This window comes from Streptomyces sp. NPDC005805, assembly GCF_040630445.1.
Taxonomy (GTDB): domain Bacteria; phylum Actinomycetota; class Actinomycetes; order Streptomycetales; family Streptomycetaceae; genus Streptomyces.
Genome location: NZ_JBEXXN010000008.1, coordinates 17,723 through 38,104, shown reverse-complemented (window position 1 = coordinate 38,104; position 20,382 = coordinate 17,723). Strand labels below are relative to the sequence as shown.

Below are 20,382 nucleotides of genomic sequence, written 5' to 3'. Positions count from 1 at the left end.
GTGCGCCGCCCGGTTCCCGGTGCCCCTCAGCCTGCCGGGCGCGGCGGGACGGGTCGATTACGTCCGGGGTAATGCCACCGCTACGTCCGGGCTAATGCCACCGCCCGCCCCGGCCCGAGGTGAAGCCCCCGGGCCCGTTCCACCCGCCCCGCCCCGGCCCGGTCGGGTCAGGCGGGCGGGCCGGGGACGGGTCCGCCCGTGGGCCGCGCCCGGTCGGGCACGCCGATCGGGACCTGCGGCCCCTGCCCCTCCCGCAGCCAGCGCCGCAGCACCCGGTGCACCTGCTCCGCGCCCACGAGCTCGCGGCCCGGCTCGGTCGGTGGCGACAGCTCGAACGGGGAGAGCAGGAAGGCCCGCCCCTGCTCGCCGCCGAGCCCGCCGTGGGAGCCGATCTGCTCCTCGAAGGCGTGCACCACCCCCGTACGCGGATCGTGCATCGAGTTCACCATCACATCGGCGACGTGCTCGAAGCCGTCGGTACGGCGCACCGCGTCCGCCGCGCCCGGCCCGAAGGCGGCCAGCGTGCCCCCGTCGCCGTCCTTCAGATCGGCGAGCGGCACGCGGGCGCCGTCCGCCGCGAGGACCACCGACCCGTGCTCCTCGTCGCGGACCAGCAGAAAGCCGATGCCGGGGTGGCTGGCGAGGGTGGAGAGCAGGGCCGGGTGGCGGCGGTCGATCTCCTGCCGGCTCATCCGGTGCGGCACGTCCGGGAAGGAGATCAGCGCGAGGTTCCCGGAGGCCAGCACGATCGGCTCGGACCCGGTGTCCGGGAGGACCTCCTCGCCGTCCTCCCCGACCTCCCGGTGCAGGGCGGTGCGCAGCGCGTCCCGCGCCGCGTCCCGGGCCTCCGCGCCGCTGCGGGAGCGCCGGGCGCTGCGCGGGACGGGCAGTCCGCAGCCGGCCCGCACCAGATCGCGCAGGGTCAGCCCGTAGGCGCCCGCGAAGGTGGTGCCGGGGCTCTGCCCGTGGTCGGAGAGCAGCACGATCCGGTACGGGCGGGGCGCGTGGTCGGCGACCTTGGCGAGCAGGGCCAGGGACCGGTCCAGGCGCTCCAGCACATCCTGCGCGTCCCGGCTGTGCGGGCCGGAGTGGTGGGCCACCTCGTCGTAGGCGACCAGGTCGGCGTAGACGGCGGCGCGCCCGGCGAGCATGTCCCCGATCACGGCGGCGACCACCACGTCCCGCTCCACGACGGTCGCGAAGGCCCGGATGAACGGGTAGAGCCCGCCCCGGCTCACCCGGGGCTCGTCGCCGCGCACCCGGGCGCGCACCGACTGGCCGATCTCGCGGCACACCTCGGCGGCGAAGGAGCCGGCGGTGCGCACCGCGTTCGCCGGGTCCGAGAAGTAGGCGAAGTACCCGGCGCGGGAGCGGTGGCCGGGGCCCCGGCGGGCGGCGACGGAGAGGACCAGGGCGAGCTGGTCGGCGCCGCCGCTGAAGAGGTTGCCCCGGCTGGCGCCGTCGAGGGTGAGCAGTCCGCCGTCGGCGGTGCGCGCGACGGCCCTGCGCTGGAGTTCGGCCGCGCTCGCCGGGCGGTTGCTGACCACGATCCGCCGGGTGTCCTTCTCGTACCAGCGGAAGGCGGGCACGTCGTGGTTGGTGCCGTGCAGGATGCCGAGCTGGCTGGCGCCGGTCTGGCTGGACCAGTCGGTGCGCCACGGGGTGAGCCGGTGTGTGTCGCCCAGCCAGCTCGCGACGGTCGGCATCACCCCGCTCTCGGCCGCGTTGCGCAGCACCTCGTGGCCGACGCCGTCGAGCTGGACGAAGACCGTGCCGGGCGTGGCACTGCGCGCCCCGTCGGGTCCCCGGCCGCGCCGGCGGCGGTGGGCGAGCCGGGACAGGCGCCGCCGGTAGGCGTCGTCGTCGCGCACGGCCAGCGCGGTGGAGGTGGCGGAGGCGACGGCGGACATCACGGCGGCGACCACGACGGCGGTCTCGGGGTTGGCCGTCCCGCGCCCGTCGGGGATCAGCCAGAGGGCGATCAGCAGCAGCGAGCCGTTGAGGAAGAACACCAGCAGCCCGAGGACGAGGGCGGGCACCAGCAGCAGGGCGCGGACGATCACCGGCCAGACCAGCGCCCCGAGGAGGCCGAAGGCGCCCGCGCCCCAGGCCGCGGTGAGCGCGGTCCGGGTGATGGACTCACCGTCGCCGGACTGGAGCCGGAAGTCGGGCAGCGCCCCGGCGAGGACCAGCATGGTCAGCGTGGACACCGCCCACACGACGACCACCCGCAGGACCGCGCTCCCCGCGGTGCGCCACCGCCACCGCCGTTCAGCCACGCGCGTTCACCTCACCCCTCCGGAACCCCTCCGACCAGGCACCCAGCCTGTCACAGCGGCCGGACGGGGACGGGCGGCCCCGGGCCCGGTCCCCCGTGTGGGTGGCGCCGCGCCCGACCGCGCGCCCGCACTCGGGGGCCAACTACCCTCGGACACGTACGGCGGGGCGGGCCGGGCAGTCTCGGGGCGGGGCGGCGGCCCGGGTGCCGTTCCGCCCGACGACGGCGAGGAGGTCGCACGGTGCCGGTGGAAGTCACCTGGTGGGGTCATGCCACCTGCACGGTCGAGGACTCCGGGGTCCGGGTGCTCACCGACCCGCTCCTGGTGCGGCGCCTCGCGCATCTGCGCCGCCGCCGGGGCGATCTGCCGCCGCCCGAGGCGACGGTCGCGGACGCGGTCCTCGTCTCGCATCTGCACTCGGACCATCTGCATCTGCCGTCCCTGGCCCGGCTCGCGCCCGGGACCCGGCTGGTCGTGCCGCACGGCGCGCTGCGCGCGGTCCGGGGGCTGCGGAGGGTGGCGGCGGTCGGCGGACTCGCGGTGACCGAGGTCGCGCCGGGGGACGAGGTGCGCGTGGACGGCCTGCGCGTCCGGGCGGTGACTGCGGCCCACGACGGGCGCCGCGTCCCGGTCGGCCCGCACCGCTCGCCCGCGCTGGGCTATGTGATCAGCGGCGAGGCCGACACCTACTTCGCGGGCGACACCGGGCTGTTCGACGGGATGGCCGAGGAGGTCGGCCCGGTCGACGTGGCGCTGCTGCCGGTCGGCGGCTGGGGCCCGTACCTCGGCCACGGGCACCTGGACGCGGGCCGGGCGGCACAGGCGCTCGCCGCGCTGTCGCCGCGGGCGGCGGTGCCGGTGCACTACGGCACGTACTGGCCCATCGGGATGGACGCGATCCGGCCGCACGAATTCCACGCGCCGGGCGACGAGTTCGTGCGCAAGGCGGCGCTGCTCGCGCCGAAGGTGACCGTGCACCGGCTCGGCCACGGCGAGCGCGTCAGACCGGAGGCGGGTCGGTGATCGCGGAACTCTCCGACCTGGTCGGGCGGTTGGGCGAGGCGGCCGGTCAACTGCCCCCGGAGTCCACCCAGCAGGCGGTCGGCTACCCGTCCCTGTTCCTGCTGGTGTCGCTGGGCGCGCTGGTACCGGTGGTGCCCACGGGGGCGGTGGTCAGCTCGGCCGCCGTGGTGGCCTTCCACCAGACCGCGCCGCTGGCGCTGCTCTTCGTCTTCCTGGTCTCCTCGCTGGCCGCGTTCGCCGGCGACGTGGTGCTGTACTGGCTCGGCAGCCGGGGCGTGCGCTCGAAGAACGGCTCCCGCTGGCTGGAGGCGCTGCGGTCCCGTGCCGCGCCGGACCGCCTCGACCAGGCGCAGCGCAAGCTGTCGGAGCACGGGGTGACCGTCCTGGTCCTCTCCCGCCTGGTCCCGGCCGGGCGCATCCCGATCATGCTGGCGTGCCTGCTGGCCCGGATGCGCCTGCGCGATTTCGTCCGCGGCGACGCGCCCGCGTGCCTGGCCTGGGCGGCCACCTACGCGCTCATCGGCATCCTGGGCGGCTCGCTGTTCCCCGAACCCTGGCAGGGCGTGGTCGCCGCGGTCGCCCTGACCGTCCTGGTCGGCACCGCCCCCGCCCTCTGGCGCCGCGTCCGCCGCCCACGCCACGCGGGGTGACGGGCGGGGGCGCCGGGGGCGCCGAGGGCGCCCGGCTCGGGGGTCAGCGCGGCGGCGGACGGCCCGGGCGGCCCGGGCGGCCACCGGGCTTCCGGGCCCAGAAGGGGTGGCCGATCGCGGCAGGGACGGCCAACCGCAGCCGGGTACCGGGGCGCCCGGCCTCGGAAAGGCACCGGTCCCGGCGGGACGGCTCGTTCGGGTGAGCTCGAACCCGTCAAGCCGATCCGTGGTGGCGATCGCGCCCCCTGCGTGCGGCGGGCGAACGCCCCCGGGAGCGCGGGTGCCCGCTCCCGTCGCCCGGGACGCGGGACGCTCCCTGGCTGCCGAACCTTCCCTGGTTTCGAGGTGCCGCGCCCGGAAGGCCGCCGGCCACCGAGCCGACCAGTCTCGGCGGGACGGTCGGCCACAGGCCGCAGCCCCGCCCTGAAAGGGCGGCCCGGTGCACGGCTGTCAGCACGTCGGCGGTGGGCGTCGCACGTCCCGGGCGGGGGCGGTCAGCGCTCCGGGCGCGGTGGGCCAACCCCGGGCCCGACCCGGAAGCGCGACCGTCCCGAAGGGCAGCGGCAGGAAGACGCGCGAGCGCTGCGGCGGCCCGGCCCGGGTGGTCAGCGCTCCGGACACGGCGCGCCCGGACCGGCCGGCCCGAGGGCCGGGCAGCCAGCGCGACGGCGGCGGGCGTCGCACGTCCCCGTGGCCCGGGCGGTCAGCGCTCCAGGCCCGGACCGGGCCCCGCGTCGCCCAGCTCGTGGAGGACGCCCGCGAGCCGGCCCAGCGCCGCGTCCACGTGCGGGAGGCGGAGGACGTCCGGGGCGGTCAGGGCCGCGTGCTGTTCGTCCGGGGTGCTGCCCAGCAGCGGGCCGGTCGACAACCGGACGCGCAGCGCGCCGAGTTCGTCGCCGAAGCGGTGGCCGCCGGGGACCGAGGTGCCGAGGAGGCCGCCGAGGTGGTCCTCCAGCTCCATGGAGTCCCCCACGCCCCGCTCCGCGAGCCCGGCCCGCAGCGGGCCGAGGTCCGCGTACAGGTGCCGGCCGGCCTGTGGCGGGAGGGCGAGCGCCCCGGCCGCGAGGACGGCCCGGTGCACGGCGGCGGCCAGCCGGGCGTGCACCGCGACCGCCCGTACCGCCCGCTCGGCCACCGCCTCCGGCTCACCGAGGACGTACGCGGCGGCCGCGGCGAGCGGTGCCGGGACGACCGCGCCGAGCGCGGTGATGAAGTCCAGCGTCCGGGCGCGCCGGGCGGCCGCGGCCGCCCCCTGCGGGAACCGGGCCACGGCGACGGGCCACGACTCGGGGGTGAGCGCGCCGACGAGATCGCTGATCACGGTCACGTCCCCGGGGCACATCTCGGCGGGGCTCAGCAGCACGGTCGCGGCCGGGGCGTGCAGGGTGTCCCGCCAGGTCTCGTCGCTGATGATGTGCAGCCCCTCCCCGACGGCCGCCTCGCAGGTCTCCCGCAGGGTCTCCGGCGGGGCCACGGTCGCGGTCGGGTCGTCGGCGACGGAGAGCAGCAGGATCCGCGGCCGCCCGCCCTCGGCCCGGACCCGGCGCACGGTCTCCAGCAGGGCGAACGGGTCCGGTACGCCGCCGCACTCGGCCGGTGTGGGGACGTGGTAGGCGGGCCGCCCCAGCAGCCGGGCCTGCGGGACCCACCACGCGGGGCACGGCCGGGGCACCAGCACATCGCCGTCGTACGCGCCGAGCAGCGCGAAGAGCAGCGGCTGCGCGCCGGAGGCGGCGACCACCTCGTCCGGGCCGCAGTGCAGTCCGCGTCGCGCCCAGTAGCCGCAGGCCGCCTCCCGCAGGGCCGCCCCGCCGCCCGGGGGCTCGCCCCGGACCGCACCCGCGGCCGAGGCGAGCACCGCCGCGCTCCCGTCGTCCACGGGCAGCCCGGTCGGCGGCACCGGCGGCCCGTACCGTACGGGCCCGCGCCCGGCGGGCTCACTGCCCTGCATCCGCCACCTCCGTGACCGGCCCGACCGAGGCGCCGGGCGGGCTTCGGCGCCCGGCCCCCGAAGCCCTTTATACGGAGCTTCCCCGGTGATCGCCCGGGGGAGCGGGGCCGAGCCCCGGCCCCGGGGCCTCCCGAGCCGCCGGGCCGTCCGGCCCGCGCCGTCGCCAGACGGCCGGCGGGCGCGGGCGCGTGCAGCAGCGCCAGGGGCGGGCAAGCAGGACGGGCCGCGGCCACCCGGGGGCCGGGGGGCCTGGGGACCTGGGGACCTGGGGGCAGCCTCGCCCGGCGACTCCCCCGTCACCGACGGGAATCGTCCCGGACCCGGCAGGAACGGGCACGACGTGCCCCGGGCAGACGGCGGCACCGGCCCACCCCCGGGGGGCGGGCGCGACCGTGCCCGGGCGGGTCCGGACGTTCCCAAGGCGGGGGGCAACACGCCCCGGGGCGGGGCCGGGGCCCGCGACACGGACGGCCCCACCCCTCACCAGCCCCGCGTAGCCCCCACCCCCGCGGGGTAGGCGGCTCGCATGGCAACCCTCCGTAGACAGCCCGCGCCGCCACCGTCCCTGCGCGCCCGGGCCTCCGCGCTGTTCGGCGCATGGGACCGGGCGGTGTTCCACACCGTGGCGAGCCGGGAGTGGCCCGGTGCCGAGCCGGTGCTGCCCCGGCTGAGCCGCGGTGCGAACCACGGGCTGCTGTGGTTCGGCGCGGCGGCCGGTATCGCCGCGCTCGGGCGCGGTGCCCGGTCCCGGCGCGCGGCCGTGCGCGGCGTGGCCTCCCTCGCCGTCGCCTCCGCCGTGATCAACACCGTGGGCAAGCACTCCGTGCGCCGGGCGCGCCCGATCCTGGACGGCGTGCCGGTGATACGGCAGCTCAAGCGGCAGCCGATCACCACCTCGTTCCCGTCCGGGCACTCCGCCTCCGCCGCCGCGTTCGCGACCGGCGTGGCCCTGGAGTCGAAGGGGTGGGGCGCGGTCGTCGCCCCGGTCGCCGCCTCCGTGGCCTTCTCCCGCGTCTACACCGGGGTGCACTACCCGAGCGATGTGCTGGTGGGCGCGGCGCTCGGCGTCGGGGCCGCGTTCGCGGTGCGCGGTCTGGTGCCGACCCGGTCCCAGCTTCCGCCGCCGGGCCGCCCCCGCGAGAGCGCGCCCGCGCTGCCGGAGGGCGAGGGCCTGGTGGTCGTCGTGAACCGCGAGTCCGGTACGGCGGACTGCGCCTCGGCCGTCCGGTCCGCGCTCCCCCTCGCCGAGGTCGTCGAGTGCGCCCCGGACGAGCTGTCCGAGCAGCTGGCGAAGGCCGCCGAGGGAGCGAGGGCGCTGGGCGTCGTCGGGGGCGACGGGACGGTCAACCTGGCCGCCACCGTGGCCGTGACGCGCGGTCTGCCGCTCGCCGTGTTCCCCGGCGGCACGCTCAACCACTTCGCCTACGACCTCGGCATAGAGGATGTCGTGGACACCTGCCGCGCCGTGGCGGCGGGCGAGGCGGTCGGGGTGGACCTGGGGCGCTTCCGGCCCGGTCCGGGCGGCCGCGGCGACGCGGGCTACTTCCTCAACACGTTCAGCCTGGGTGTCTACCCCGAGCTGGTGCGCATCCGGGAGCGCTGGTCGCCGAGGATCGGCGCCTGGCCGGCCGGGGTGCTGGCCGCGAGCCGGGTGCTGCGGGGCGAGCACCCGCTGACGGCGGACGTCCAGGGCGAGCGCCGCCCGATGTGGCTGATCTTCGCGGGCAACGGCGTCTACAAGGGCGTCGGCCCCACCCCCGGCCACCGCCTCGACCTCGCGGACGGCCTGCTGGACGTGCGCGTGGTGCACGGCGGCCGGCTGCCGGGGCTGCGGCTGCTCGGCGCGGCGGTGGCGGGCAAGCTCCAGCGCTCGCCCGTGCACGCGGCCCGGCAGTTGCAGGAGCTGCGGATCGGCGGCCTCGAACCGGGGACGCTGCTCGCCTTCGACGGCGAGGTGGCCGAGGCGCCGCGCGAACTGGTCGTGGACAAGTTGGTGGACGGGCTGACCGTCTACCGCCCGCTGCGGCTGCTCTAGAAGCCGTCGGGACACGGCCCGCGCCCACCGAAAAAAACGGATCGACGCGGGGCCCGCACCCCCACCACCATGGTCGTACCGCCGGGAGCGGCCGGCCACGGGGGTGCCGGTCGCCCGGCGGCTCCCGCGCGGCCGTGTGCCCGCGGGGCCTCGGCCTGTCCGGCCCCACCCACGACGCCGGCCCACCCGCCCCGGCCGTCACCGGCGCCAGGTGCGGCCGGGAGGTTCACCCCGTGCCGTGCCCCTGAGACGCGAAAGCGCGGACGTACCGCCGCTGCCACGGCGTCTCCACCGCGTGCCGGTCGTAGTGCCGGCGGACGTACGCGACCGCCTCCGCCGCCGGGACCCCGTCGACAACCGCCAGGCAGGCGAGGGCCGTTCCGGTGCGTCCCCGGCCGCCGCCGCAGGCGAACTCGACGCGTTCCACCGCCGACCGCCGCCATGCCTCCGTGAACAACTCCCGTGCCAGGGCACGGTCCTTGGGCAGCCGGAAGTCCGGCCACGGCAGCCAGCGCGCCTCCCAGGGCACGGGGGGCGGCTCCTTGCCCAGCAGATAGACGGCGAACTGCGGTTCCGGCCCGTCCGGCAGCGGCCGCCGCAGCCCGCGCCCCCGCACCGTGCGGCCTGAGGGCAGCGCCAACACCCCGTCCCCCGCCGGGTCCCAGGTCTCCGCCACCTCGCGCTCCTCCGCCATGACCCCATCCTGTCAGTCCAGTATGCGATACGCGGGTCTCGTATCGCGATACGCGGGCGTACGGTGGAAACCGCCGCCCGGCTCCCGCCGGACACTCCCAGGGAAGGGGTACCTCCGCCATGCCGGAAGAAGCCGTGGACACCGCGCGGGAGACCGCCGTCTACACGCACGGGCACCACGAGTCCGTGCTGCGCTCGCACACCTGGCGCACCGCCCGGAACTCCGCCGCGTACCTCCTCGGCGAACTGCGTCCGGGGCTGGCCGTCCTGGACGTGGGCTGCGGGCCGGGGACCATCACCGCCGACCTCGCCGCGCTCGTCGCGCCGGGCGGGAGCGTCACGGGCGTCGACGCGGCGGAAGGCGTGCTCCGCACGGCTCGCGCCACGGCGGAAGAACGCGGCCTGGACGGCGTCCGGTTCGACGTCGCGGACGTCCACGCGCTGCCGTTCCCGGACGACTCCTTCGACGTGGTGCACGCGCACCAGGTCCTCCAGCACGTCGGCGACCCCGTGCGGGCGCTGCGCGAGCTGCGGCGGGTGTGCCGGCCGGGCGGGGTGGTGGCGGCCCGCGACAGCGACTACGGCGCGTTCACCTGGTACCCGCGGTCCCCGGCGCTCGACGGCTGGCTGGAGCTGTACCGGACGGTCGCCCGCGCCAACGGCGGTGAGCCGGACGCCGGACGGCGCCTCAAGTCCTGGGCGAGGGCCGCCGGCTTCACCGACATCACCGCCACCGCGACGAACTGGTGCTTCGCCACCCCGGAGGAACGCGCCTGGTGGAGCGGCCTCTGGGCGGACCGCACGACCGCCTCCGGCTACGCCCGCCTGGCAGTCGACGGCGGCCACGCGGACGAGGCGCGCCTCGCGGCGATCGCGGACGCCTGGCGGGCGTGGGGCGCGGACGAGGACGGGTGGTTCATGGTCCCGCACGGCGAGATCCTCTGCCGGGTGTGACCGGGCCGCGCCGGTGACGCGGCCGTACTCCGCAAGGTCCATACTCCGCACCGGTGTTCACCTGTGCCGGTGGTCCCGGCCCGATCCCGCCCCGGCGGCCGGTCCGCCTGCGCCAGGGTGGGCGGATGCGCCGCACCCCGTTACCGCCCGCGATCCCCGCCGCCGTGCTCACCGTGCTCGTGCTCGGCACGGCGGTCACCGGCTGTGTGTCCCTCCCGCCCCCGCCGGAGCGCCGCCCCTCGCCTTCCCCGTCTCCGTCCCCGTCCCCCTCTCCTTCGTGGCGGATGCCGACCCAGTCCACGGCCCGGGAGGCCCTGCTGTCCACGGCGCCCCGCGAGCCGAGGCCCACGCCCCCGCCCGTCCGGCGGGCCGCTCCCCCACCGGCCTGGACCCCGCCTCCACGCCCGGTACCGCCCCCGGCCCCCGCCCCACCGCGACAGCCGCCGCGCACCGGCCACGACTCCACCATGCGCGAGCTGTGCCGTGCCTCCGACGGGGTGACCGACTCGTCCGTCACGGCCCTCTGCCGGGCCGCCTTCGGCCGCTGAGCCCGGCCGGCGGCCGTCCCCGACCGCCCGTGTCCCTCACGCACCCGGCCAACTACCCTCGCCCGTATGGAGATCCTCGGAACCACGCTCCGCGTCTGCGTCGACGACCTGGACGCCTCGGCCGCCTTCTACGAACGCCTCACCGGCGCCCCGCCCCTGCGCTTCGAGCGCGGCGGGGTGTCCGTCGCCGCCGTCGGGTGCTTCCTGCTGATGAGCGGCCCGGCGGAGGAGCTGGAGATCCTGCGCAAGGTGTCCGCGACCATCGCGGTGACGGACGTGGACGAGGCCCACCGGACCCTCACCGCCAACGGCGCCCACATCCTCGCGGGCCCCGTCCCCACCCCCGTGGGCCGGAACCTGGTCGCCCTGCACCCGGACGGCTCGGTTTTCGAGTACGTGGACCGCAAGGGGGAGTGACGCGTCGGCGGGCCCGCGTTCAGCGCACGCGGGCGCGCATCTCCCGGGTGACCGCCCAGCGTTCGTGGTCCCGCCAGGCGCCGTCGATGAGCAGGAAGCCGGGCGAGAACCCCTCCAGCCGGAACCCGGCGGAACGGACGAGGGCGAGGGAGGCGGTGTTGCCCGGCTGGATGTTGGCCTCCAGCCGGTGCAGGCCCCGGGGCCCGAAGGCGTGGTCCAGGACCAGCCCCAGCGCCTCCCCCATCAGCCCCCGGCCCGCCGCGTGCGCGAACGCGCCGTAGCCGAGGGCCCCGCTCAGGAACGCGCCCTCGACGATGTTGTTGATGTTGACGAAGCCCGCGATGCGGCCGGTGGCGCGCTCGACCACCAGGAACCCGGCCCGCGCCGGGTCCTCGATCAGCCGGGTCGCGTACCCGGCGTACGCCTCGTCCGTCTGCGGCGGGAACAGCCACGGCCGGTGCAACTCGGTGCTCCGGCGCGCGTGCGCGGTGAACTCGGGCCCGTCGGCGAGGGTGAACGGCCGCAGCCCCACCCGCTCGCCGATGGCCGTACAGCGTGCGCTCAACGCGGCAGGCGGACAGCGCCGTCCAGGAAGCACGCCCAGCTGTCCGGCGACACGGCCAGGCCCCGGCGCGCGGTGTCCTTGGAGTCCCTGACGTGCACGGCGCCGGGAGTGACGGCGACCTCCACGCAGTCGCCGCCGTCCGATCCGCTGTAGCTGCTCTTCACCCAGACCAGCCGCGAGCCGCGCTCGCTCCATTCGTTGCTCATGCGTCCGCTTCTCCTGCCAGCCGCGCGATCCGACGTGCCGGCTCCTCGGCGTTCAGAGCCTGCGAACGCAGCTTGCCATATCGAAGCCCCAGGCCGCTGACCTTGTCCGCGTCACCGACAACGTGCCCCACGCCCTGCGACTCGAAGTACCCCACATGCCGGTGCTCCACCGACTCCACGAGCACGAAGCCGCCGTTCAGCCCGGGGTGGAAGCCGCGGCCGGACGGCATCACCTGGATCTCGACGTTGCGCGTGGCGCCCACCTTCAGCAGATGCCGCATCTGCCTGCGCATCAGCTCCGGTTCACCGACCGGGTTCGTGAGCGCCGCGTCCTCGATGACGAAGGACACCTCGACCAGCGGCGTCCGCGTCAGGATCTTCTGCCTGCTCAGCCGCGCCTCGGTGTGCTGCTCCACGATCTCCTCGTGCAGCGGCGGGCAGTGGCCCGCGAACAGGGCCCGGATGTACTCCTCGGTCTGGAGCAGGCCCGGTACGAGCAGCGGGTCGTAGGCGAAGCGGCTCACCGCCTCGGTCTCGATGAGGGCGAAGTCCTGGAAGAAGGCGGGCAGTTTGGCCCGGTCCACGTCGTCCTGGAGGACGGCGAGCGCACCGCCCGCGTCCAGGAAGCGTTCCGCCGCTTCGGTGAACGCGGACTTCGCCGGGCGGCGGCCCTGTTCCACGGAGGCGGTCTGCTCCAGCGAATAGCCGATGGCCACGGCCAGTGCCTGCTGGGTGACGTTCGCCCGTTCGCGGAAGAGTTTGAGCAGCTTTCCGTAACCCACCCAGATGACCGGGCGGTCGTCTTCCTTGTCCTTGTCCTTGCCCTGCTTGTTCCTGCGGCTGTTCGCCATGTGTCACGTCCCCACCGTGTCCACGCTCCGACGCCTGTGTTGCCTCCGGTCAGGGAACGCCGGGCGCGGGGCGTCCGTCACGGGGCAGGACCCGTACAACGACCGGGCCCACCCGTACAACGGCCGACCCCTACAACGCCCGCGCCCTCAGCTCAGGGCCGGCTGATCCACCGTCAGTGTCCTCGCGTCCGCGTCCAGGACCGCCCGGACGCCCAGGGGCACGGTCAGGGACCGGTCGCCGTGGCCGAAGCCGAACTCCTCGACGACCGGGACGCCCAGCGGGCCGAGGCGGTCGGCGAGGACGGCGCGGAAGTCCTCGTAGGGGCCGCAGTCGGCCCAGGAACCGAGGAGGACGCCCGCGACGCCCTCCAGCCAGCCGGCGCGCAGGAGTTGGGTGAGCATGCGGTCGACGCGGTAGTCCTCCTCGCCGACGTCCTCCAGGAGGAGGAGCCCGCCCCGGGCCGAGGCGCGGCCGTGCGGGGTGGCGAGGTCGGCGGCGAGGAGGGCGAGGCAGCCGCCGAGGGTGACACCGGCGGCGCGGCCGGGGGTCAGGGTGCGGGCGCCGGGCAGGGCCTCGATCGTGCGGACGGTCTCGGGGGCGAAGAGGGTGGCCCGCAGGGCTTCCTGGGTGCGGGTGTCCTTGAGGAAGACGGCGGTGCCGCACATCGGCCCGTGCAGGGTGGCGACGCCCGCGCGGACGGCGAACGCCTCGTGCAGGGCGGTGATGTCGCTGTAGCCGACGAGGGGCTTGGGCGGGGCCGCGCGCACCGCGTCCCAGTCGACGAGGTCCACCATCCGCTGGGCACCGTAGCCGCCGCGGGCGCAGAGCACGGCCGCGTACGCGGGGTCGCACCAGGCGTCGGTCAGGTCGCGGGCGCGGGCCGTGTCGTCGCCCGCGAGGTAGCCCAGACGGGAGTGGGTGTCGCGGACGTGCGGCAGGACGACCGGGTCGAGGTCCCAGCCGCGCAGGATGTCGAGGCCCGCGTCGAGCCGGTCCGCGGGGACGGGCCCGCTGGGCGCGACCACGGCGACCCGGTCGCCGGGGACCAGCCGGGGCGGCCGGAGGAGCGCGGGCACGGGCACGGGTACGGAGGCATCCGGTGAGGACGGCGGGGTCATGTGCGCAGCTCCAGTTCCGGCACGTCCTCACGCGCCAGCCCGAACACCCTGCTGTAGAGACCGAGTTCCGCCTCCAGCGCCGCCACCATGGTCTCCGCCCGCCGGAACCCGTGCCCCTCCCCCTCGAAGGCGAGATAGGCGTGCGGGACGCCCCGCCCGGCGGTCTCCGCGAGGAAGCGCTCGCACTGCTCGGGCGGGCAGATCACGTCGTCCAGGCCCTGGAGGATCAGGAACGGCGCGGTGATCCGGTCGACGTGGTTCGCGGGCGAGCGCTCCCGGTAGCGGCCGGGGACCTCGGCGAGCGGGCCGACCAGGGTTTCGAGGTAGCGGGACTCGAAGTCGTGCGTCTCCCCCGTGGCCCAGGCGTACAGGTCCAGGATCGGGTAGACGATCACACCGCAGGCGTACACATCGGTGCCGGTCAGGGAGGCCGCCGTCGTCCAGCCGCCCGCGCTGCCGCCGCGGATCGCGAGGCGGGCCGGGTCCGCGGTGCCCTCGTCGGCGAGGGCGCGGGCGACGGCCGCGCAGTCCTCCACGTCCACGACGCCCCACTGCTCGCGCAGCCGCTCCCGGTAGGCGCGCCCGTAGCCGGTGGAGCCGCCGTAGTTCACCTCGGCGACGCCGATGCCGCGCGAGGTGAAGTAGGCGATCGCCAGGTCGAGGACGAGCGGGGCCCGGCCGGTGGGCCCGCCGTGGGCCCACACCACATAGGGCGGCAGCTCCTCGCCGGGCGCGACCCGGTCGGGGCTGTGCGGCGGGTAGACATGAGCGTGGATCTCCCGGCCGCCGGGGCCGGTGAAGGTGCGGATCTGCGGCTCGGGGTAGTACGCGGGGTCGACCGGGTCCGCGTGCGGGCTGCCGGCGACCCGGGCCCGCCCGGTGCGGGTGTCGAGTTCGACGACCTCGGGGGCGCTGCGCGGGCTGGCGGCGACGCCGAAGACCCGGTCGCCGCAGACGGCGAGGGTGGCGGCCCACTCGGTCCAGGGGCCCGGCGCGTCGACGAGTTCGCCGCTCTCCGGGTCCAGTATCCCGAGGGCGGTGGCGCCCCGGCCGTGGACGACGGCGAGCAGTCCGCCGGGCAGGACGGCGAACCAGCGGGAGCCCGGCTGCCAGAGTGGCCCGCCGAACTCCTCCTGCCGTCCGGGGCACAGGGCCTCGGCGGGGGCGAAGCCGTCGCCGGCCGGGCGGGCGCGGCGGACCTCCCACCAGCCGCCCGCGTCGGAGACGTACAGCAGGGACCCGTCGGGCGCCCAGTCCACCTGGCAGACGGACTCCGTCGCGCTCCCGGCCACCGCGCGCACGGCGGTGAGGGTGCCGTCCGGGCCGAGGTCGCCGACCATCACCTCGGTGCCGTCCCACGGCATCCGGGGGTGGTCCCAGGCCAGCCAGGCGGCGCGCCGGCCGTCCGGGGAGAGCCGGGGTCCGGTGAGGAACCGGTGCCGGTCGTCGGTGAGTTCGCGGATCGCGGCCCGGTCGGCGGCGGCCGAGCCGTCGAGCGGGACGGCGGCGAGGACCCGGCGGACATCGGTGGGCCCCTCGCCCGTGAACTCCTCCAGGACGCACCACACCTCGCCCCGCTCCGGCAGCACCAGCGGCTCCATCCAGCGCAGCCCGCCCCCGGTGGCGGACACGGGGGTGAGCGGGCGGGGCTCGGCGCCGGGGGTGTCGGGCTCGTACGCGTAGAGCCGCTGGTCGGGGAAGTGGACGAAGACCACCAGCGGGCCGGACCCGGCGCGGGGGACGCCCGCCCAGGGCAGGCCGCCGTACTCGTGGACGCGGCTGCGCACGTTCCACGGCGCGGGCAGCGCGGTCTCCTCGCGGCCGTCCGCGCGCAGCCGCACCAGGGTGCGCCGGCCGCCCTCCTCCGGGCGGGGCGCGGTCCACCACACCTCCTCGCCGACCGTGCCGAGGTGGTCGGGCCGGCCGTCGTGCGCGGCGGCGAGCTCCGCGCCGATCGGGGAGGGCCAGGTTCCGTACGGTCCGGTGGGTACCAAGGGGGGTCTCCTAAGCGGACCGGAGGAAGTGGTCGAGGACGCGGACGCCGAAGTGGAGGGCGTCGACGGGGACGCGCTCGTCGACGCCGTGGAAGAGGGCGTTGTAGTCGAAGCCGGGCGGCAGCTTGAGCGGGGTGTAGCCGTAGCCGGTGATGCCGAGCCGGGAGAAGGCCTTGGCGTCGGTGCCGCCGCCCATGCAGAAGGGGACGGTGCGCGCGTCCGGGTCGAAGCGTTCGACGGCGGCCCGGAGCCTGGCGAAGGTGGGGGTGTCCACCGGTGCCTGGAGGGGGATCTCGCGGTGGTAGTAGTCCCAGTCGACGTCCGGGCCGGTGAGTTCGTCCATGGTGGCGGCGAACTCCTCCTCGGCTCCGGGGACCATCCGCCCGTCGACATGGGCGCGGGCGTGGCCGGGGATCACGTTCACCTTGTAACCGGCGTCCAGCATCGTCGGGTTGGCGCTGTTGCGCACGGTGTTCTCGACGATCCGGGCGGCCGGGCCGAGGCGTTCCAGGAGGGCGTCCACATCGAAGGCGGGGTCGTCCAGGTCGGCGTCGAGGCCGTGCAGGGCGGCGAGTTCGGTGAGGGCGGCGCGGACGGTCGGGCTGAGGCGGACGGGCCAGCGGTGCTCGCCGATGCGGTGGACGGCGGCGGCGATCCGGGTGACCGCGTTGGCGCGGTTGACCTTGGAGCCGTGCCCGGCGCGGCCGTTGGCGGTGAGCCGGAGCCAGGCGGTGCCGCGTTCGCCCGCGCCGATCGGGTAGAGGGACATGCCATTGGCGTGCAGGGTGTACGCGCCCGACTCGCTGATGCCCTCGGTGCAGCCCTCGAAGAGGTGCGCGTGCTCGCCCGCCAGGAAGCGGGAGCCGTCGATCGCGCTGTCCTCCTCGTCGGCGGTGTACGCGAGGACGATGTCCCGCCGGGGGCGCACCCCGTGGCGGGCCCAGGCGCGGACGACGGCCAGGACCATGGCGTCCATGTTCTTCATGTCGACCGCGCCCCGGCCCCAGACGACGCCGTCGCGGACCTCGCCGGAGAACGGGTGGACGCTCCAGTCGCCGGGTTCGGCGGGGACGACGTCCAGGTGGCCGTGGACGAGGAGGGCGTCGGCGGACGGGTCGGTGCCGGGGACGCGGACGACGAGGTTGGCGCGGCCGGGGGTGCGTTCCAGGAGCACCGGGTCGAGTCCGGCGTCGGTGAGCCGCTGCGCGCAGTACTCGGCGGCCGGGCGCTCCTTGCAGTCGCCGCCGCCCCGGTTGGTGGTGTCGATGCGGATCAGCTCGGAGGTGAAGGCGACCACCTCGTCCAGCGCCCTCGCGTCCACGGGGTCCGCGGACGGGGTCGGGAGCGGGTCGGGAATCGTCGGCTCAGCCATACTGCTCCTCCACGGCCGCGGAGACGATCGTGGTGACCGCCTTGAACGTGCGGATGCCTTCGTACATGGTCGGGCTGGTGTAGGCGACCCGCCGCTCACCGGGCGCGGGCGCGACCCCGGGGACGACGGTCGCGGCGGCGGCGAGGTGGGCCGCGTCGAACTCGATCTCCACGGTGAACGGGCCGTCGCTCGCGGGCTCGTGACGGACGGCCAGGGCGGCGGCCTCCCGGGCGGCGGCGCGGATCTCGGCGGCGGTCCGGGTGGGGGTGCGGCAGACGGCCGCGTACCGGGAGACATGGTCCTTGACCGCGACCTTCAGGGCGCCGGGCGCGTAGCCGAGGGCGTCCTCGCAGGTCAGGTCGTCCCCGGTGACCAGGACGACGGGGACGCCGTACTCGGCGACCACGCGCGAGTTGAGCAGGCCCTCACTGGCGCGGACGCCGTCCAGCCAGACGCCGGTGACGGAGTTGGCGAGATAGGTGTGGGCGAGGACGCCCTCGTCGCCGGCGCCGGTGTGGTAGCCGACGAAGGCGATGCCGTCGACGTCGCCGTGCTGCACGCCCTCGACCATGGAGAGGGCCTTGTGCCGGCCGGTGAGCATCTGGACGCGCTCGTCGAGCTGTTCGAGGAGGAGGTTGCGCATGGTCCAGTGCGCCTCGTTGACGAGGACCTCGTCGGCGCCGCCGTCGAAGAACCCGAGGGCGGCGGCGTTGACGTCGGAGGTGAACAGCGTACGGCAGCGTTCCCACTGGGGGGTGCCCGGCAGCACATCGGCCGGCCAGGTCACACCTGTGGTGCCCTCCATGTCGGCGCTGATGAGAATCCGCACGGCTCGCTCTCCGTTCGACGGTGCCACGAACGGCGAGTCTAGACGTGGGAGGGGCTGGCGGGGCGCGGGTGGAGGGTGGTGCGGCCCGGCCGGGTGGCCGGACCGCACCGGGTGGGTCAGTGCAGCGCCTTCTCCAGGGCGGCGAGCGCCGAGGCGAGTTCGTCCGCCGTGATGGTCAGCGGCGGGGCGATGCGGATGGTGGAGCCGTGCGTGTCCTTGACGAGGACGCCCTCGGCCATCAGGCGTTCGCTGATCTCGCGGCCGGTGCCGATGGCCGGGTCGATGTCGACGCCCGCCCACAGTCCCCGGGCGCGGAAGCCGACGACACCCCGGCCGAGGAGCGCGGTGAGCCCGTCCCGCAGGCCGGTGCCGAGGTCGGCGGCGCGGGCCTGGAACTCGCCGGTGGCCAGCAGGTCCACGACGGCCGAGCCGACGGCCGCCGACAGCGGGTTGCCGCCGAAGGTGGAGCCGTGCTCGCCGGGCCGCAGCACGGACATGACGTCCCGTCGGCCGACGACCGCGGAGACGGGCACGATGCCGCCGCCGAGGGCCTTGCCCAGGAGGAGCAGGTCGGGGCGGACGGACTCGTGGTCGACGGCGAGGGTGGTGCCGGTGCGGCCGAGGCCGGACTGGATCTCGTCGGCGATGAAGAGGGTGTTGGTGCGGGCGGTGATCTCCCGTACGGCGGCGAGGTAGCCGTCGTCGGGGATGAGGACGCCCGCCTCGCCCTGGATGGGCTCGATGAGGACGGCCGCGGTCGTCTCGTCGATCGCGGCCTCCAGCGCGGCCGGGTCGTTGTACGGGACGACCCGGAAGCCGGGGGTGAAGGGGCCGAAGCCGGCGCGCGCGGTCTCGTCGGTGGAGAAGCTGACGATGGTGGTGGTGCGGCCGTGGAAGTTTCCGTCCGCGACCACGATGGTGGCCCGGTCGGGGGCGACGCCCTTCACCTCGTACGCCCACTTGCGGGCGATCTTGACGGCGCTCTCGACGGCCTCGGCGCCGGTGTTCATCGGCAGGGTCACATCGAGGCCGGTGAGGGCGGCGAGGCCCTCGGCGAAGCCGGCGAGGCGGTCGTTGTGGAAGGCGCGGGAGGTGAGGGTCAGCTCGTCGAGCTGGCGGTGGGCGGCCGCGATCAGGCCGGGGTGGCGGTGGCCGAAGTTGAGGGCCGAGTACCCGGCGAGGAGGTCCAGATAGCGCCGGCCCTCCACGTCCTCCACCCAGACGCCCTCGGCGCGGGCGACGACCACGGGCAGCGGGTGGTAGTTGTGCGCGAGGACGTCCTCCTCGGCGCGGATGAGCTCGGCGGAGGAGCGCCGGGTGCGGTCGGGGGTGAGGGTCATGCGCGGATCTCCTGGGTGCAGCACTTGATGCCGCCGCCGGCCTTGTGGAACTCGGACAGGTCGACGGGGACGGGGTCGTAGCCGTGCTCGGTGAGCCGGGCGGACAGGCCGGTCGCCTGGGGGGCGACGATGACGTGCTTACCGTCCGAGACGGAGTTGAGCCCGAAGGCCATGGCGTCCTCGCGGGTCGCGGTGACGGCGTCGGGGAACATGCGGGTCAGCACCTCGCGGCTGCCCGGCGAGAAGGCGTCCGGGTAGTAGCAGACGTTCGCCTGCCCGTCGCCGTGGCCGTCGTCGAGGACGAAGAGCGCGGTGTCGAGGTGGTAGAAGTACGGGTCGACCAGGGTCAGCCCGATGACGGGCGTGCCGAAGAACTCCTGCGCCTCGCGGTGGGCGTCGGGCGTGGTGCGGAAGCCGTGGCCGGCGAGGACGAAGCCGCCGACGGGCACCAGGTCGCCCTCGCCCTCGCAGACCGACTCGGGCCGGTGGACGACATAGCCGGCGTTCTTGAACCAGGCTTCGAAGGCGGCCTCCTCGCCCCGGCGCTGCGGCGCGTGGAAGCGGGAGCCGAAGACGCGCCCGCCGAGGACGAGGGCGCAGTTGGCGGCGAACACCATGTCGGGCAGCCCGGGTTCGGGCCGGGCGTGCTCGACGGTGTGGCCGAGGTCGCGGTAGGTGCGGACGAGGGTCTCCCACTGGGTGCGGGCGAGGGCCCGGTCGACCGGGGAGTCCTCGCTCATCCAGGGGTTGATGGCGTACTGCACGTCGAAGTACCGGGGTTCGCAGACCAGGTAGCGCCTGGCACGGGGCACACGCATGAGAGACACCGAAGGGATCCTCCTGCTCGACTCGATATCCGGTGACGCATGTCCGGTGACAGCTCAACGGTAGGAATCGGGGTGGAGGGGCGACAAGAGCGGACGGCTGCGCGTACGCGCAGGAATGCTGCGTTGTCGGGGCGCGCTGCGAAGGATTCCGTCCCGGGCCGGTCAGAGGGTCCCGGTGGCGGACCCACCGGCCGCCGGGTCCGCGGGGGCGGCCTGGGCGGCGCCGGCCTCGGGGCTGGCCGTGAGCAGATGGGAGAGGACCATATAGCTGATCGTCTTGCGGATGAACGGCTCGGTCCGGATGCGCTCCAGGACCTCCTCGAAGTGCTCCACGTCGCGGGCGCGGACGTGCAGCAGGGCGTCCGCGCCGCCGGTCACGGTCATGGCGGCCATGATCTCCGGGTAGTCGCGCACGACCTCGGCGAGGCGCCGGGGCGGGGCGGCGCCCTCGCAGTACACCTCGACATACGCCTCGGTGCGCCAGCCGAGGGCCGAGGGGCGGACGGTGGTGGTGAAGCCGGTGATGACGCCGTCCTCGCGGAGCCGGTCCACACGGCGTTTGACGGCGGTGGCGGAGAGGCCGATGGCGGCGCCGATCTCGGTGAAGCTGGTGCGCGCGTTCTCCACCAGGGCGGCGACGATCCTGCGGTCGAGGTCGTCGAAGGACAGGGGCCTGTGGTTCATGGCGTGGGTCTCTCCGTTCGGGCCGGGGGGCGCGGAGCGGGCGCG

General features: G+C 75.8%; 19 protein-coding genes. 6 read left to right on the top strand and 13 right to left on the bottom strand.

Annotated elements, in window-relative coordinates; all coding sequences use genetic code 11:
• Window positions 1-167: 167 nt before the first annotated feature.
• Complete coding sequence (locus ABZ457_RS07040; protein ID WP_359154760.1) at window positions 168-2,279, bottom strand: alkaline phosphatase family protein; 2,112 nt, start codon at window positions 2,277-2,279, stop codon at window positions 168-170.
• A gap of 240 nt (window positions 2,280-2,519) precedes the next feature.
• Between ABZ457_RS07040 and ABZ457_RS07035 the strand changes: the two genes are divergently transcribed.
• Window positions 2,520-3,302: an MBL fold metallo-hydrolase gene (locus ABZ457_RS07035; protein ID WP_359154758.1), complete on the top strand. Its 783-nt coding sequence runs from the start codon at window positions 2,520-2,522 to the stop codon at window positions 3,300-3,302.
• Window positions 3,299-3,952 (top strand): VTT domain-containing protein, encoded by a 654-nt coding sequence (locus tag ABZ457_RS07030; RefSeq protein WP_359154756.1) that lies wholly within the window; start codon window positions 3,299-3,301, stop codon window positions 3,950-3,952. Before ABZ457_RS07035 ends, ABZ457_RS07030 begins: the two co-directional genes overlap by 4 nt.
• Before the next feature lie 703 nt (window positions 3,953-4,655).
• On the opposite strand, the gene ABZ457_RS07025 is transcribed toward ABZ457_RS07030, so the two are convergent.
• The gene (locus ABZ457_RS07025; protein WP_359154754.1) at window positions 4,656-5,903 is read right to left on the bottom strand and encodes an aminotransferase class I/II-fold pyridoxal phosphate-dependent enzyme; all 1,248 of its coding nucleotides are present in this window, start codon (window positions 5,901-5,903) and stop codon (window positions 4,656-4,658) included.
• Between the two features lie 526 nt (window positions 5,904-6,429).
• On the opposite strand from ABZ457_RS07025, the gene ABZ457_RS07020 reads away from it, so the two are divergent.
• Complete coding sequence (locus tag ABZ457_RS07020) at window positions 6,430-7,938, top strand: phosphatase PAP2 family protein (RefSeq protein ID WP_359154752.1); 1,509 nt, start codon at window positions 6,430-6,432, stop codon at window positions 7,936-7,938.
• Between the two features lie 226 nt (window positions 7,939-8,164).
• Here the strand turns inward: ABZ457_RS07020 and ABZ457_RS07015 are convergent, their stop codons facing one another.
• Window positions 8,165-8,632: a protein phosphatase gene (locus tag ABZ457_RS07015; protein ID WP_359154750.1), complete on the bottom strand. Its 468-nt coding sequence runs from the start codon at window positions 8,630-8,632 to the stop codon at window positions 8,165-8,167.
• 119 nt (window positions 8,633-8,751) lie between these two features.
• On the opposite strand from ABZ457_RS07015, the gene ABZ457_RS07010 reads away from it, so the two are divergent.
• The 3 genes from ABZ457_RS07010 to ABZ457_RS07000 all read left to right on the top strand — a co-directional run bounded on the left by ABZ457_RS07010 (window position 8,752) and on the right by ABZ457_RS07000 (window position 10,550).
• Window positions 8,752-9,585, top strand: a complete 834-nt coding sequence (locus tag ABZ457_RS07010; RefSeq protein WP_359154748.1) for a methyltransferase domain-containing protein — start codon at window positions 8,752-8,754, stop codon at window positions 9,583-9,585.
• A gap of 125 nt (window positions 9,586-9,710) precedes the next feature.
• Complete coding sequence (locus ABZ457_RS07005) at window positions 9,711-10,133, top strand: hypothetical protein (RefSeq protein WP_359154746.1); 423 nt, start codon at window positions 9,711-9,713, stop codon at window positions 10,131-10,133.
• A gap of 66 nt (window positions 10,134-10,199) precedes the next feature.
• A complete protein-coding gene (locus ABZ457_RS07000; RefSeq protein WP_359154744.1) occupies window positions 10,200-10,550 on the top strand; it encodes a VOC family protein in 351 nt (116 codons plus the stop codon).
• Between the two features lie 19 nt (window positions 10,551-10,569).
• On the opposite strand, the gene ABZ457_RS06995 is transcribed toward ABZ457_RS07000, so the two are convergent.
• The 10 genes from ABZ457_RS06995 to ABZ457_RS06950 form a co-directional block, all read right to left on the bottom strand.
• Window positions 10,570-11,115 (bottom strand): GNAT family protein, encoded by a 546-nt coding sequence (locus tag ABZ457_RS06995; protein WP_359154742.1) that lies wholly within the window; start codon window positions 11,113-11,115, stop codon window positions 10,570-10,572.
• Window positions 11,112-11,321: a DUF397 domain-containing protein gene (locus ABZ457_RS06990; RefSeq protein ID WP_359154740.1), complete on the bottom strand. Its 210-nt coding sequence runs from the start codon at window positions 11,319-11,321 to the stop codon at window positions 11,112-11,114. The genes ABZ457_RS06995 and ABZ457_RS06990 overlap by 4 nt, the downstream gene beginning before the upstream one ends.
• On the bottom strand, window positions 11,318-12,172 hold the full coding sequence (locus ABZ457_RS06985) for a helix-turn-helix transcriptional regulator (protein WP_359154738.1): 855 nt from the start codon (window positions 12,170-12,172) through the stop codon (window positions 11,318-11,320). Before ABZ457_RS06985 ends, ABZ457_RS06990 begins: the two co-directional genes overlap by 4 nt.
• Window positions 12,173-12,319: 147 nt before the next feature.
• Window positions 12,320-13,291 (bottom strand): LD-carboxypeptidase, encoded by a 972-nt coding sequence (locus ABZ457_RS06980; RefSeq protein WP_359154736.1) that lies wholly within the window; start codon window positions 13,289-13,291, stop codon window positions 12,320-12,322.
• Entirely contained in the window at window positions 13,288-15,285 is a 1,998-nt protein-coding gene (locus ABZ457_RS06975) for a prolyl oligopeptidase family serine peptidase (RefSeq protein ID WP_359154734.1), read from the bottom strand. The genes ABZ457_RS06980 and ABZ457_RS06975 overlap by 4 nt, the downstream gene beginning before the upstream one ends.
• Window positions 15,286-15,295: 10 nt before the next feature.
• A complete protein-coding gene (locus ABZ457_RS06970; RefSeq protein ID WP_359154733.1) occupies window positions 15,296-16,657 on the bottom strand; it encodes a M20/M25/M40 family metallo-hydrolase in 1,362 nt (453 codons plus the stop codon).
• Window positions 16,650-17,486 carry a M55 family metallopeptidase gene (locus ABZ457_RS06965; protein ID WP_359154731.1) on the bottom strand — a complete coding sequence of 279 codons (837 nt, stop codon included), beginning with the start codon at window positions 17,484-17,486 and terminating at the stop codon, window positions 16,650-16,652. The genes ABZ457_RS06970 and ABZ457_RS06965 overlap by 8 nt, the downstream gene beginning before the upstream one ends.
• A gap of 116 nt (window positions 17,487-17,602) precedes the next feature.
• The gene (gene rocD, locus ABZ457_RS06960) at window positions 17,603-18,826 is read right to left on the bottom strand and encodes an ornithine--oxo-acid transaminase (RefSeq protein ID WP_359154729.1); all 1,224 of its coding nucleotides are present in this window, start codon (window positions 18,824-18,826) and stop codon (window positions 17,603-17,605) included.
• A complete protein-coding gene (ddaH, locus tag ABZ457_RS06955; RefSeq protein ID WP_359154727.1) occupies window positions 18,823-19,653 on the bottom strand; it encodes a dimethylargininase in 831 nt (276 codons plus the stop codon). Before ddaH ends, rocD begins: the two co-directional genes overlap by 4 nt.
• 162 nt (window positions 19,654-19,815) lie before the next feature.
• On the bottom strand, window positions 19,816-20,337 hold the full coding sequence (locus ABZ457_RS06950; RefSeq protein WP_359154725.1) for an Lrp/AsnC family transcriptional regulator: 522 nt from the start codon (window positions 20,335-20,337) through the stop codon (window positions 19,816-19,818).
• Window positions 20,338-20,382: the final 45 nt, after the last annotated feature.